The 13,660-nt window shown below is 49.4% G+C and carries 7 protein-coding genes, 2 tRNA genes and 1 rRNA gene; 2 read left to right on the forward strand and 8 right to left on the reverse strand.

From position 1 onward, the window contains the following. Positions 1-21 precede the first annotated feature (21 nt). The 3 genes from AT746_RS13360 to AT746_RS13370 form a co-directional block, all read right to left on the reverse strand. Positions 22-97: transfer RNA gene (locus AT746_RS13360), tRNA-Ala, on the reverse strand. A gap of 79 nt (positions 98-176) precedes the next feature. After that, positions 177-253 (reverse strand) — tRNA-Ile (locus AT746_RS13365). Positions 254-325: 72 nt separating this feature from the next. Then, positions 326-1,864, reverse strand: a 16S ribosomal RNA gene (locus AT746_RS13370). A gap of 746 nt (positions 1,865-2,610) precedes the next feature. Here AT746_RS13370 and AT746_RS13375 point away from each other — a divergent pair. After that, the gene (locus AT746_RS13375) at positions 2,611-5,757 is read left to right on the forward strand and encodes a S8 family serine peptidase (protein ID WP_062481098.1); all 3,147 of its coding nucleotides are present in this window, start codon (positions 2,611-2,613) and stop codon (positions 5,755-5,757) included. Between the two features lie 714 nt (positions 5,758-6,471). Here the strand turns inward: AT746_RS13375 and AT746_RS13380 are convergent. The 5 genes from AT746_RS13380 to rluD all read right to left on the reverse strand — a co-directional run bounded on the left by AT746_RS13380 (position 6,472) and on the right by rluD (position 12,610). Next, the gene (locus AT746_RS13380) at positions 6,472-6,975 is read right to left on the reverse strand and encodes a PEP-CTERM sorting domain-containing protein (protein WP_062481100.1); all 504 of its coding nucleotides are present in this window, start codon (positions 6,973-6,975) and stop codon (positions 6,472-6,474) included. Between the two features lie 258 nt (positions 6,976-7,233). Beyond that, positions 7,234-8,058 carry a CDP-diacylglycerol--serine O-phosphatidyltransferase gene (pssA, locus tag AT746_RS13385; protein ID WP_062481102.1) on the reverse strand — a complete coding sequence of 275 codons (825 nt, stop codon included), beginning with the start codon at positions 8,056-8,058 and terminating at the stop codon, positions 7,234-7,236. Between the two features lie 132 nt (positions 8,059-8,190). After that, positions 8,191-10,761 (reverse strand): ATP-dependent chaperone ClpB, encoded by a 2,571-nt coding sequence (gene clpB, locus AT746_RS13390; RefSeq protein WP_062481104.1) that lies wholly within the window; start codon positions 10,759-10,761, stop codon positions 8,191-8,193. Between the two features lie 162 nt (positions 10,762-10,923). Beyond that, the gene (gene pgeF / locus AT746_RS13395; RefSeq protein WP_062481106.1) at positions 10,924-11,655 is read right to left on the reverse strand and encodes a peptidoglycan editing factor PgeF; all 732 of its coding nucleotides are present in this window, start codon (positions 11,653-11,655) and stop codon (positions 10,924-10,926) included. Beyond that, positions 11,642-12,610 carry a 23S rRNA pseudouridine(1911/1915/1917) synthase RluD gene (gene rluD / locus AT746_RS13400; RefSeq protein WP_062484230.1) on the reverse strand — a complete coding sequence of 323 codons (969 nt, stop codon included), beginning with the start codon at positions 12,608-12,610 and terminating at the stop codon, positions 11,642-11,644. Before rluD ends, pgeF begins: the two co-directional genes overlap by 14 nt. 220 nt (positions 12,611-12,830) lie before the next feature. On the opposite strand from rluD, the gene AT746_RS13405 reads away from it, so the two are divergent. Continuing rightward, the gene (locus AT746_RS13405; RefSeq protein WP_062481108.1) at positions 12,831-13,595 is read left to right on the forward strand and encodes an outer membrane protein assembly factor BamD; all 765 of its coding nucleotides are present in this window, start codon (positions 12,831-12,833) and stop codon (positions 13,593-13,595) included. Positions 13,596-13,660: the final 65 nt, after the last annotated feature.

A 13,660-nucleotide genomic window follows, 5' to 3' on the forward strand; every position in this document is an offset into this window, starting at 1 on the left:
TCGTCTTTCACCACAATGAAGTGGTGGAGCTAAGCGGGATCGAACCGCTGACCTCCTGCGTGCAAGGCAGGCGCTCTCCCAGCTGAGCTATAGCCCCTTGATAATGCTGAATGATGAGTGATTAGGACTGAATGCGTTCACTCAGCATTCATAACTTATCACTTAGCATTCATGATTGGTGGGTCTGAGTAGACTTGAACTACCGACCTCACCCTTATCAGGGGTGCGCTCTAACCAGCTGAGCTACAGACCCATAATCTCGCTCGTTCTTCTTACCAACAAAACAATCTGTGTGGACACTACACTAAAAAAGCGCAGCCTTACGTAAGGAGGTGATCCAACCCCAGGTTCCCCTAGGGTTACCTTGTTACGACTTCACCCCAGTCATGAAACACAAAGTGGTGATCGCCCTCCCGAAGGTTAAGCTAACCACTTCTTTTGCATCCCACTCCCATGGTGTGACGGGCGGTGTGTACAAGGCCCGGGAACGTATTCACCGCAGTATGCTGACCTGCGATTACTAGCGATTCCGACTTCACGGAGTCGAGTTGCAGACTCCGATCCGGACTACGATTGGCTTTAAGGGATCCGCTCCACCTCGCGGTCTCGCTTCCCTCTGTACCAACCATTGTAGCACGTGTGTAGCCCTACTCGTAAGGGCCATGATGACTTGACGTCGTCCCCACCTTCCTCCGGTTTGTCACCGGCAGTCTCCTTAGAGTGCCCAACCTAATGCTGGCAACTAAGGACAAGGGTTGCGCTCGTTGCGGGACTTAACCCAACATCTCACGACACGAGCTGACGACAGCCATGCAGCACCTGTATCTGGATTCCCGAAGGCACTAAAGCATCTCTGCTAAATTCCCAGTATGTCAAGAGTAGGTAAGGTTCTTCGCGTTGCATCGAATTAAACCACATGCTCCACCGCTTGTGCGGGCCCCCGTCAATTCATTTGAGTTTTAACCTTGCGGCCGTACTCCCCAGGCGGTCTACTTAGCGCGTTAGCTTCGCTACGCACAAATTAAATTCGCACACAGCTAGTAGACAGCGTTTACGGTGTGGACTACCAGGGTATCTAATCCTGTTCGCTACCCACACTTTCGCACATGAGCGTCAGTCTTTGGCCAGGGAGCCGCCTTCGCCACTGATGTTCCTCCAGATCTCTACGCATTTCACCGCTACACCTGGAATTCCACTCCCCTCTCCAAGACTCTAGCTTGCCAGTTCCAAATGACCCTCCCAGGTTGAGCCCGGGGCTTTCACATCTGGCTTAACAAGCCGCCTGCGTGCGCTTTACGCCCAGTAATTCCGATTAACGCTCGCACCCTCCGTATTACCGCGGCTGCTGGCACGGAGTTAGCCGGTGCTTCTTCTGTGGCTAACGTCAATGAAGTACGCTATTAACATACTCCCCTTCCTCACCACTGAAAGTGCTTTACAACCCGAAGGCCTTCTTCACACACGCGGCATGGCTGGATCAGGGTTGCCCCCATTGTCCAATATTCCCCACTGCTGCCTCCCGTAGGAGTCTGGGCCGTGTCTCAGTCCCAGTGTGGCTGATCTTCCTCTCAGAACAGCTAGAGATCGTCGCCTAGGTGAGCCTTTACCTCACCTACTAGCTAATCTCGCTTGGGTTCCTCTGATGGTGTATGGCCCGAAGGTCCCATACTTTGGTCCGAAGACATTATGCGGTATTAGCCACCGTTTCCAGTGGTTGTCCCCCGCCATCAGGCAGATCCCCAAGTATTACTCACCCGTCCGCCGCTCGTCATCTTCTAGCAAGCTAGAAATGTTACCGCTCGACTTGCATGTGTTAGGCCTGCCGCCAGCGTTCAATCTGAGCCATGATCAAACTCTTCAATTAAATAAATCATGAATATAACTTTTTTGGCTGACACTCTTTTAATGAGTGCCCACACAGATTGTCTTGTTGCTAATTGTTAAAGAACAGTCGCTCAAAGCACCTTCAAGGCCTCTCTCAAGCGGGACGCGCATTTTACGCTATCCGGGGTCACTGTCAAGGTGTTTTGCGCCAATTAGTAACACTAATCGTCAACGCTAACCCCTTCACGTTCCTTATGATGATAGCAGCCAAACTGCCATCCCCTTCGGTCGTCATCCTGACCCGGTGTAAGCATCTTACCCCGTCGAAGTGGCGCGCATTTTACAGAGAACAGAACCCGGTGCAAGGGAAAAATCACGCTTTTGTGTCAAGTGCTCATTATTTCACCTTAAAGCATTATTAACAGACAATTTGCATGTTCGTGGCAGGATCACAGAAAGCTGTCTGGAATTTTTACACTATTCATAACCGCTTTATTTAAACCTTTAAATAACAATATGTTATAGGATGGATTGAATCTTGCTAGTACATTTTGTTACGACTTAGAGCTTCTTTTTTGTCTCGACTGGCAAAGTTGATATGTTGTTGTCGTTATCCATGCTCTTTATATCAGCATATATGGGTCACGCTATTATGAAACTCCATACCGGCTTGCTTGCAGAGGACCTAATAAAGTTAAGTCACAATAATGCGGTTATCGGGTAACAACTAATAAACCAAGCCTGATAATTGTTAAAAAGCATAAAAATTACAACGGGAGATGACGGATGACCTTTAAAAAGTCACTACTGGGTAGCCTGATTTCTGCAACCCTCGCAACAGGTATGATCGCAGGCAACAGCCTGGCGCTGGAAGTTTCAGTCGATCGCAGTAAATTACAAGCCACTCAATCACCAGCAAGTCCATCTAACAAAGCTAAATCACAAAGCGCTTCTTATATTGTTCAATTAAAAGGTAAGTCCGGTGTCGGCCATGCCCAGGATATTGGCGAATTAAGATCCAGCAACCATCTGGCCGCTAACAAAGGCAACCTGTATAACGCGAAGTCTGCAAAAATGCAGGCTTATGTTCAGGCGATGAAAAATAAGCAACAAGCCATAGCCCAGGAAATCGGCGCAGTTGACGTGCTGTACAACTATACCCATACATTTAATGGCTTTGCCGCAAAGTTAAGTCAGGAGCAGGCAGAAAAGCTTCGCAATCACCCTGATGTTATGGGTGTATGGGCTGATGAAGCACAACCTTTGAATACCGCCAACACCCCAGAGTTCCTGGGCCTTAACGGCGCCAATGGCCAACACACACTGGGTATTAAAGGTGATGATGTTGTAGTTGGTGTTCTGGATACCGGCATCTGGCCAGAACATCCAAGTTTCGCCGATGATGGTAGCTACTCCGACCCGGCAGATATTGGCTGGACTGGCACTTGTGATGCAGGTGTTGAAGCTGATGCCGGTACCTTCAATTGTAATAATAAATTGATCGGTGCCCGATATTTTAAAGCTGGTTTTGAAGCCACCTATGAGATCCAATATGGTCTGGGTGAGTTTGAGTCTCCCCGCGATGCCGATGGCCACGGAAGCCATACTGCCTCAACCGCGGCGGGTAATGAAGACGTATCAGCAAGTATTTCAGGCTTCCCTGTAGACACCGTCACTGGTATTGCACCAAAAGCCAGAGTTGCAGCTTATAAAGTGTGCTGGAACAGTGATTATGTGAGTCCGGAGGGCGTCAATGAACGCGGCTGTTTTTATTCCGACTCGATGGCGGCTATAGACCAGGCCATTGAAGATGGTGTTGATGTCCTCAACTACTCTATTGGAGGCAGCCTGACCGATCTGACTACACCCGCAGCATCAGCCATGCTGCGAGCTGCCAATGCCGGGGTGTTTGTTTCGGTTTCAGCCGGTAACGATGGTCCGGATGCTGTTACAGTGGGCACCCCTGCTCCATGGGTAACCAGTGTCGGAGCTTCCACTTACGATGGTACTTCAGCAATAATCGGTAATACCCTTGCAGTTAATTCAGGGGATCTGGCCGGTAGTGATTTTTTAAGTGTTCCGGCTGCCATTGCTCCGGCAGTACCCGAAGGTGGGTTAAGCGGTGATCTGGTTATCGCCGAACCTCTGGAAGCCTGTGGTGAGCTGAGTAATGCAGCGGAAATGGACGGCAAAATCGCGCTGATTTCCCGCGGTAGCTGTGCCTTTACCGATAAGTTTAACAATGCCGAAGCAGCAGGGGCTGTTGGTGTTGTGGTTTACAACAATCAGGCAGGCACGCCGTTCGCAATGGGCGGCTCTGAGGTTAATATTCCAGGGGCGATGGTCAGCAATTCAGATGGTGTGGCTCTTAGCTCCAGTGTTTCCAACTCGGTCACAAATATAACACTGACCGACTCGCTGATTGCCGGTGAAGCCACCGAGGTCGGTAACATGATGGCTGGGTTCTCTTCCCGCGGCCCTAACGGTTCAACTGAAGATATTATCAAGCCTGATATTACTGCTCCAGGAGTAAGAATCCTTGCAGCCACGACTGCAGAACCTATGTTTGGTGCAAGTGGGGAGTCATTCGCTTATCTACAGGGCACATCTATGTCTTCACCGCACATTGCGGGTATGGCGGCATTGCTTAAAGGCCAACACCCTGACTGGACACCAGCGCAGATCAAATCAGCGCTGATGACTACAGCCCGTCAGAATATCACCAAGGAAGATGGCGTCACACAAGCAGATCCCTTCGACTATGGTGCCGGGCATGCCGCACCAGTCAATGCAATGGAGCCTGGTTTAACTTATGAACTAAACGCCGGCGATTACTTTGCCTTTATGTGTGGTCTGGGTGAAGGAGACTTTGTTACTAGTGAGGCCGGAGTGAGTTGCTCTGACCTTACCGGAGCAGGATTCTCCGATGATGCGACTCAGCTTAACTATCCTTCTATTGCGGTATCTGACTTAATTCAGAGCAAGACCATCTCCCGCACTGTGACGGATATGTCCGGCCTTGGCGGTACCTATGTGGCCTCTATTGACATGCCTGAAGGTATTGATGTTACGGTAACCACTTATGACGGTGCGGGTAATGAGACCCCAACTGATGATTTGGTGGTAGCAGCGGATGGCAAAGCCAGCTTTGCGCTGACCTTTAACAGAACTCCGGATGCTGTAGTCAATGAATGGGCATTTGGCGCCATTACCTGGACAGATGGCAACGGGCATGAAGTTCGCTCTCCTATCGCCATCAAGGCGGTGCCGGAAGTGAAAATTGATGTACCAGAGTCGCTGTCACTGCAACTGAATCGTGGGCGGGCCTCCTTCCCTGTACAGATGCTCTATAGCGGTGCCACCAGTACTGATCATGCCGGTCTGGTTGCTCCTTTTGGCAGTGCAGGAACTGTGGCGCAAGATCCTGACTCAACTTATGCCTTCAACGAACCTGGATTGGGCTTCCATGCCTACCTGGTACCAGAAGGCACTCAGGTCGCCAGGTTCAGCTTGCGTGACAGTCTGGTGGACGCAGAAGGTGCCGATCTGGATCTCTATGTCTATCGTTGTGACGAATGGTCCTGTACCCAGGTTGGAGAGTCATTCAACGCTGGTTCCAACGAGGATGTGATCCTGACTAATCCTGAGCCCAGAGCTAACGGAGCTATTGGTGATGTTTACATTACCTTTGTCCATGGATGGGATCTGGCCGGTGAGACGACCACAGACTACACTATGCCCGTATGGATTGCAGATCAGGCTGACTCCAGCACCAGAGTGTTGTCCAGCCGCAGAGCAATTGAAGGCCGTTACAATAATATTACTGTAACCGCCCGCGGACTTGACCCTGAAGGATTGTATATGGGTGCCATCACCTTCTATGACGATGAAGGTGTGGCTCAGGGCACGACTGTACTTGAAGTACAGCCCTGATAACTGCGTTATAGGTAACTAAAACCAAAGCCCCGCATTCGCGGGGCTTTTTTTATTCAGATACAACCCGAAAATACTACTTTCCTGTGCTATCCGGAAGCGGCTTATCCGCGTTGATGTAATCAGTGCCCCTTAACCCACATAGTTGACCTACCGATAACAAGCCCGACGTAGCTTGTAGAAGTCCCGCCGATAACAACCCGCTGATATTCTGCCATTGCGCTATCGGAGTAACCGCTACGGTTTGTGGTTCTTGCTTCGCTGTACATGACATCAGGTTAACTGAACTTTAAAGCTGCTTTAGTTTTGCAGGCACTTCAATACATACCATCCAATGAGGTAAGGTGGCTGAGAAATATCCATACCATGGTTCAGAACAGCCAGAGCTTGCTGGTCATCAAAGGCTAAAAGAATACAAGCTTAAGATAGCCTTACCTGGGGTGAGAGTATCCCGAATCTGCATTAAACAGCTTATATCAGAGGTTGAGCAATACTCTGTTGCGCTGATGGCAAATGTAATGCCTGATTAACTACACCAGATTATCTGGCCTGCACTACATTCAAAGGGTAATGTTGTATTGGTCAGTGTTGTAGAAGTAAGAAGGGTAGAGAAGAGCTATGGAGCCAAACCTACAGGGCAAAAAAATCCCCCGGCTGGCGGGGGATTTTTAGCAAAGACAGATAAAAAGATCTGCCCCGTTTTCTGCTATTACTTTACTTCACCATACGACGACGTAAACCTAAGGCCATCAGTGCAAGACCAAACAGAGCTACAGTAGACGGCTCTGGTACATAAGTGGCATCGCCGAACGCAATTGCTTCACCAGAATTAAAGTAAATAGGCTCTGCGGTCTCTTCATTGAAGATATCCAGGAAATTAAATTCCGGAGCATATTCATCGATAATCAGCGAAAACGCCCAGACTTCATCAAAGAATAAATCATTTATATCAAAAGTCAGGAACTCAATACCACCAAATACATTGTCGGTATCAATACCTACTTCAAACAGAAAAAATTCATAGAAAGGCCAGCCAAGAAACTCAAAGCTCACCAGATTATCTTCATTGAAGTATACGAGACCATCGCCCTGATTCAGCACTGAATCATCGATATCTACCGTAAAAGATCCCGTAATTCCAGCGTCGAAGTCACCAAACTCCTGCGTGATCATGATGGCATTTGCCGAAAAAGACGCCATTCCCAGACTGGCAAACATCAAACTCGTTGCAACTATTAATTTTTTTATGTACTTCATGTTGTTACCTTTTTAGTTATAAGCAAGCGAAGTGAAAAACACTGCAACGAAGTAAAGCAATAATCAAACCACTATAGATAGTCATTAATAATCATATGCTTAGATGATTTTTTGGGGGAACTAACAAAGGATTGTAAAAAAATATGACAATATTGGGAGAGAAGTGCACGCGGGTGTTAGTAAAACAAAACGCCCCGCATAAGACGGGGCTCACAAAGGTTAGTGTTTTTCTGCTTTTGGGTCAGTTCCGGTGTCTTTTTGCTCTGACTTTTCCTCAGCGGCATCAAAGTCGGCGTCACTGCTTTCGTCAGTATCACCTAAAACATGTTCAAGCTTGACCTTATCAACGCTTCTGAAGGTGTTGACCGGACCGGCGATGGTGTACAGCAAAAAGGCAATAAACAGCACCAGTGAGGGGGCGGTGGCCACAATCACGAAAATCAGCATGACCACCAGCAAGGCCACAAAGGGCACTTTACCGTGCCAGTTGACTTCCTTAAATGAGTTGTACTTAAAGTTACTGATCATCAGCAAGCCTGCCGCTGCGGTCAGTAACGCCACCAGGAATCCATAGTCATCACCGGAAATATCATACTCGACACCAACCCATACCAGGCCTGCTACCAGAGCGGCGGCGGCGGGACTGGCTAAGCCCTGAAAGTAACGCTTATCGGCAGTACCAACCTGAGTATTGAATCTGGCCAGCCTTAATGCTGCGCCTGCTACATAGACAAATGCCGCCAGCCAGCCCAGTTTACCAAGCTCAGTGAGGCCCCAGGTGTAGGCAATAAGAGCTGGCGCTATACCAAATGAGACCATATCGGCCATGGAGTCATATTCGGCACCAAAGTCACTCTGAGTATTGGTCATTCTGGCCACCCGCCCGTCCAGACCATCGAATAACATGGCCACAAAGATGGCGATGGCGGCCGCCTCAAAATGGCCGTTCATAGCAGAAACCACCGCATAGAAACCTGAAAACAGGCCACCGGTGGTTAATAAATTAGGTAACAGGTAAATACCTTTACGTTTACTTTCTGGCATTAAGTCCTCCTAGAAACAGGCCATGCACGATACCATAAAGTGAATTTTCTTACCCTCAAATTGTTCAGTAAGCAGATTAATCATAAAATGAAAGCCGCATGCATGCGGCTTTTTACATAACAACTTTTCGGCTTAGCTAAATACCAGTCCGTTTTCATCTGCATCCACCTTTATTACCGAATCCGGTGGCAAATTTCCTGACAGTAGCTTTTGCGCCAGTGGGTTTTCAAGCTGATGCTGAATCGCCCTTTTCAGCGGTCTGGCACCGTACACCGGATCAAAACCGGCATCAGCGAGCTTATCCAGGGCCTTCTGAGTCAGTTCCAGCTGATAACCCTTTTCTGCCAGTCTGGCTTTCAGAGAAGCGAGCTGAATTTCGGCAATTTCCCTGATTTGTTCATGGCCCAGCGGATGGAATACCACAGTGTCATCGATACGGTTGATAAACTCCGGTCTGAACTGTTGCACCACAACGTTCATCACCAGCGCTTTCATCTCTTCGTACTGACTTTCTTTATGCTTATCCTGAATCACATCTGAACCAAGGTTAGAGGTCATGATCACGACGGTATTTTTAAAATCCACCGTACGCCCCTGACCATCGGTCAATCGTCCGTCATCCAGAACCTGCAATAAGATATTGAACACATCCGGATGGGCTTTTTCTACTTCATCCAAAAGAATAACAGAGTAAGGCTTACGTCTGACAGCCTCGGTCAGATAACCGCCTTCGTCATAACCCACATAACCCGGAGGCGCACCAACCAAACGGGATACCGAATGTTTTTCCATAAACTCGGACATATCAATGCGCACCATGGAATCGGCACTGTCGAACAAAAATTCCGCCAGAGCCTTACACAGCTCCGTTTTACCCACCCCTGTGGGGCCTAAAAACAGGAAGGAGCCAATTGGCCTGTTAGGATCGGCAAGGCCGGCTCTGGAGCGACGTATAGCATTAGCAACCGAGGTCACCGCCTCAGACTGACCTATGACGCGGTCATGCAGCGCGTCCTCCATTCGCAGCAGTTTATCCCGCTCACCTTCAAGCATTTTCGCTACCGGGATCCCGGTCCAGCGCGACAGCACATCGGCAATTTCGGTCTCGGTAACTTTATTTTTAAGCAGGGTTGTTTCCTGGCCCTGGGCTTCGTCGGCCAGCTCTAAGCGCCGTTCCAGCTCAGGAATACGTCCATATTGCAATTCAGACATACGACTGAGATCACTGGCACGGCGGGCGATTTCCAGATCCAGTTTGGCCTGCTCTAACTCAGATTTAATATGCTGAGTGCCCTGCATGGCAGATTTCTCGGTATTCCAGATTTTTTCCAGTTGTTTGAACTTCTGCTCCAGTTGTTCTCTTTCCTGCTCAATCAGCTCCAGACGCTTATGACTGGCGTCGTCGGTTTCCTTGCTCAGAGCCTGCTCTTCGAGTTTAAGCTGAATGATACGGCGCTCCAGGCGATCCATTTCTTCCGGCTTGGAGTCGATTTGCAGACGAATACTGGAAGCGGCTTCATCAATCAGGTCGATGGCTTTGTCCGGCAATTGTCGGTCACTGATATAGCGATGAGAAAGTGCGGCAGCCGCCACTATCGCAGGGTCAGTGATATTTACTGCATGGTGTAATTCATAGCGCTCTTTAAGACCACGCAGGATAGCGATGGTATCCTCCACATTCGGCTGATCCACCAGTACCTTCTGGAACCTTCGCTCCAGCGCGGCGTCTTTTTCAATATACTGGCGGTATTCATCTAATGTGGTGGCACCAACACAATGAAGCTCTCCACGGGACAAGGCTGGTTTAAGCATATTGCCGGCATCCATGGCACCTTCACCCTTACCGGCACCCACCATGGTATGTAATTCATCGATAAACAGAATTACCCGCCCCTCTTCTTTGGACAGTTCATTCAATACCGCTTTGAGGCGTTCTTCAAATTCACCGCGGTATTTAGCACCCGCAACCAGCGCGCCCATATCCAGGCTCAGAACCTTTTTGTCTTTTAAACCCTCTGGCACCTCACCGTTGACAATGCGCTGGGCCAACCCTTCAACTATAGCGGTTTTACCCACCCCGGGCTCACCAATCAGCACCGGGTTGTTCTTGGTGCGACGCTGCAATACCTGAATGGTACGGCGAATCTCATCATCCCGGCCAATCACCGGATCCAGCTTGCCCTGCTCTGCACGCTCGGTCAGATCGGTGGTAAATTTTTCCAATGCCTGGCGTACATCTTCGGCATTAGGATCGGTCACTTTCTGGCCGCCACGAAGCTTTTCAATTGCCTTTTCAACTTTTTGCTCAGTGAGCCCAAGCTGACGCAGCGTTTCGCCAAGCTTGCCCTTGTCCTGCATCGCCGCCAATACAAAGATCTCTGAGGTGATGTAATCGTCCTTTCTTTTCTGGGCGATTTTATCGCAAAGATTGAGCAATACAGCAGTATCTTTACCCAACTGCACGTCGCCGCCGACGCCCTGCACCTGCGGCAAACGCTCGATCAGCTCTGATAAGGCGGAGCGAAGAGAGTTACTGTTAACACCGGTCTGCTCCATCAACGGCTTAACCGAGCCCCCTTCCTGATTCAGCAGTGCCATCATCAGGTGAGCCGGCTCGATATATTGATGGTCCCTGCCCAGCGCAAGAGACTGGGCGTCGGATATGGCAAGCTGGAACTTGCTGGTCATTTTATCTAAACGCATGATTTGTACCTGTATAAAAAGCTAAGTTGCTTTATTTATGGGTACAGACGTCACATGAATCAAGTTTGGGAGGTGATTAAAACTTGCGCAGGATCAAAAAACAGCCTGATTGTTTTAAACTGCCACATGGAGCACCAAATGGTTAAATCAGGTTGTGAACAGCTAATTTGCTATGCAAATAACACTGGCCATTCTGCCGGTCTGGCCGTCCCGGCGGTAAGAGAAGAAGTGGTCGGCCTGACTAAAAGTACAATAATTCCCGCTGTAAATATCTTTGACACCCAGCTGTTGAAGTTGACCGGATGCCAGCGCGTAAATATTAGCCAGATACTTGCCCGCTTGTTTGCCCCGGTTAAAAGCGCCCTGCTGAGAGGGGAAATGCTCCAATACTTCTTGCCCGACTTCAAAAGCCTGCGGACCAATTGCCGGACCTAACCAGGCCAGATAATTTGCTGGGATATCGGGTAATGTGTCCAGAGTGTTAGCGATAACGCCTGCCGCCAGCCCGCGCCAGCCACAATGTACCGCAGCAACGGCTTTGGCCTGTTTATGACACAGCAGCAGTGGTAAACAATCTGCGGTCATAACGGCACAGGCTACCTGCTTGTGGGTGGTAACACTGGCGTCGGCCTGCTGATCCTGGCCACTATTTTTATCCAGCTCTATCACCCTGGCGCCATGTACCTGATTCAGCCAGACGATCTGTTCAGCGTGGGGTAAAAGGCTGCGATTTTGCAATACCGATTCAGCATCATCACCTACATGTAAGCCGAGGTTAAAACTGGTGTATGGCCCCTGACTGACTCCACCACTGCGGGTGGTGCTGTAGGCTTTAACATTCGCAGGTGCAGGCCACTGTGGAGTGATAAGCGGCAGCGGATCAATCCTGTTCATGTTCCCGGGTATCTTTTGCCAATATCGCCAACAAGGATTGCATGTCTTGTGGCAACGGCGCCTGCCAGCTCAGCCATTCACCGGTGACCGGATGAGCCAGTTCCAGCTGCGCTGCATGCAATGCCTGGCGTCTGAAATCACGCAAAAACTGACGCAATGTTTCGCTGGCCGATTTTGGGGGCCTGGGGCGACCACCATACAAAGGATCCCCCACAATAGGATGATGCAAATGCGCCATATGCACCCTAATCTGATGGGTGCGTCCGGTTTCGAGTTTCAGACGCAGATGGGTGTGGGCACGAAATTTCTGCTTAACCCGGTAATGGGTAACCGCGGGTTTGCCCATGGCTCTTACCGCCATACTGGTGCGCTTGGTATCATGCCGGCCTATAGGCTCATCAATGATGCCTCCGGCAACCATAGTACCATTAACCACAGCCTCATATTCGCGACTGATTTCCCGGGCCTGCAATTGTGTTACCAGATGGGTTTGTGCCGGTACGGTTTTGGCCACCACCATCAGCCCGGTGGTGTCTTTGTCCAGACGGTGGACTATTCCGGCTCTTGGTACGGCACCAATATCCGGAACATGATTCAGCAACGCATTGAGTAATGTGCCGTGTTGATTACCTGCCCCGGGGTGCACTACCAGATTGGCGGGCTTATTAATCACCAGAATATGCTCATCCTCAAACTGGATATCCAGTTCAATATCTTCAGCCTGGTGCTGCTGTTGCTCCTGCAATTGCGCCTGAATATGCACAGCTTCACCACCCAGTAACTTCTCTCTGGGTTTATCCACCACGACGTCGTTCACTCGCACGCAGCCCGCAAGTATCCATTCTTTGATTCTGGAGCGCGAATAGTCGGGGAACACCTCAGCAAGCACCTGATCCAGTCTTTTGCCAATCAGGTTGTCGGGAACGACTGCTTGTAATTCTATGGTTTGTTGCATCAAAAGACTCAGGGGTATAAAAAAGGCCGCTATCATATCATCTTTCGGCTTGTCAGTGACAATCAGGTCTGATGCCTTTTTAGGTAACGGGTATTAGTGCATCGCTACCCACACTCAGGTAGAATATTGATAAACACTGGCACTTTTAAGACGAATTGCTGTCTATGCTGGCGAACTCAATACAACCGATAACATCGCATCAAGTGAATATAAGAGAAATATGAATAACAGAGTTGTTTCCATTGCCATATTACTATCCGCGGGCCTGTTGCTCTCGGCCTGCTCCAGTTCACCGGAAGATAAAGATATCGCCCTTGCCAACCAGGGGCCCAATGCGCTTTATGAAAAAGCCAAACAGAATATGGAAACCGGTAATTTTAATGCCGCAGCGGAAACGCTGAGTGCACTGGACTCCAGGTATCCCTTCGGACCTTTGTCCCATCAGGTGCAGCTGGATTTAATCTATTCTTATTATAAAATCAGGGATACCGACCAGGCGCTGGCCAATATAGACCGTTTTTTGCGCCTCAACCCCAACCATTCCGATGTTGACTACGCACAGTATATGCGCGGGTTGGTTAACATGGATGCCGGGCGCAATGTGTTTCAGGACTTTGTTGGTATTGATCGCGCCGATCGTGACCCCACCAAAGCCAGAGAAGCCTTTGATGATTTTCGCCGCCTGATTGAAAAGTACCCCGACAGTAAATATGCCGCCGATGCGCAAAAGCGTATGCTGTTTATAAAAGATCGTCTGGCCCGCTATGAGCTGGCCATCGCCAGTTATTATATGAAGCGGCAGGCGTATGTTGCTGCAGCAAACAGGGGTAAATATGTGCTGGAAAACTACCCTGATTCCCCCCATTTACAAAGGGCACTGGAGATCATGGTGGAATGCTATGAGCAGCTCAACCTGCCGGAGCTGAAAGATAATGCGCTTAAAACGCTGCGACTAAACTTCCCCGACAGCAGCTACACCAGCTAAAAGCAAACAAGATTCCGGCCTCAGAGCCAGAATGACGGGAAAATACAGAAAAACGCGCCATCAGC

The organism is Lacimicrobium alkaliphilum (genome assembly GCF_001466725.1).
Taxonomy (GTDB): domain Bacteria; phylum Pseudomonadota; class Gammaproteobacteria; order Enterobacterales; family Alteromonadaceae; genus Lacimicrobium; species Lacimicrobium alkaliphilum_B.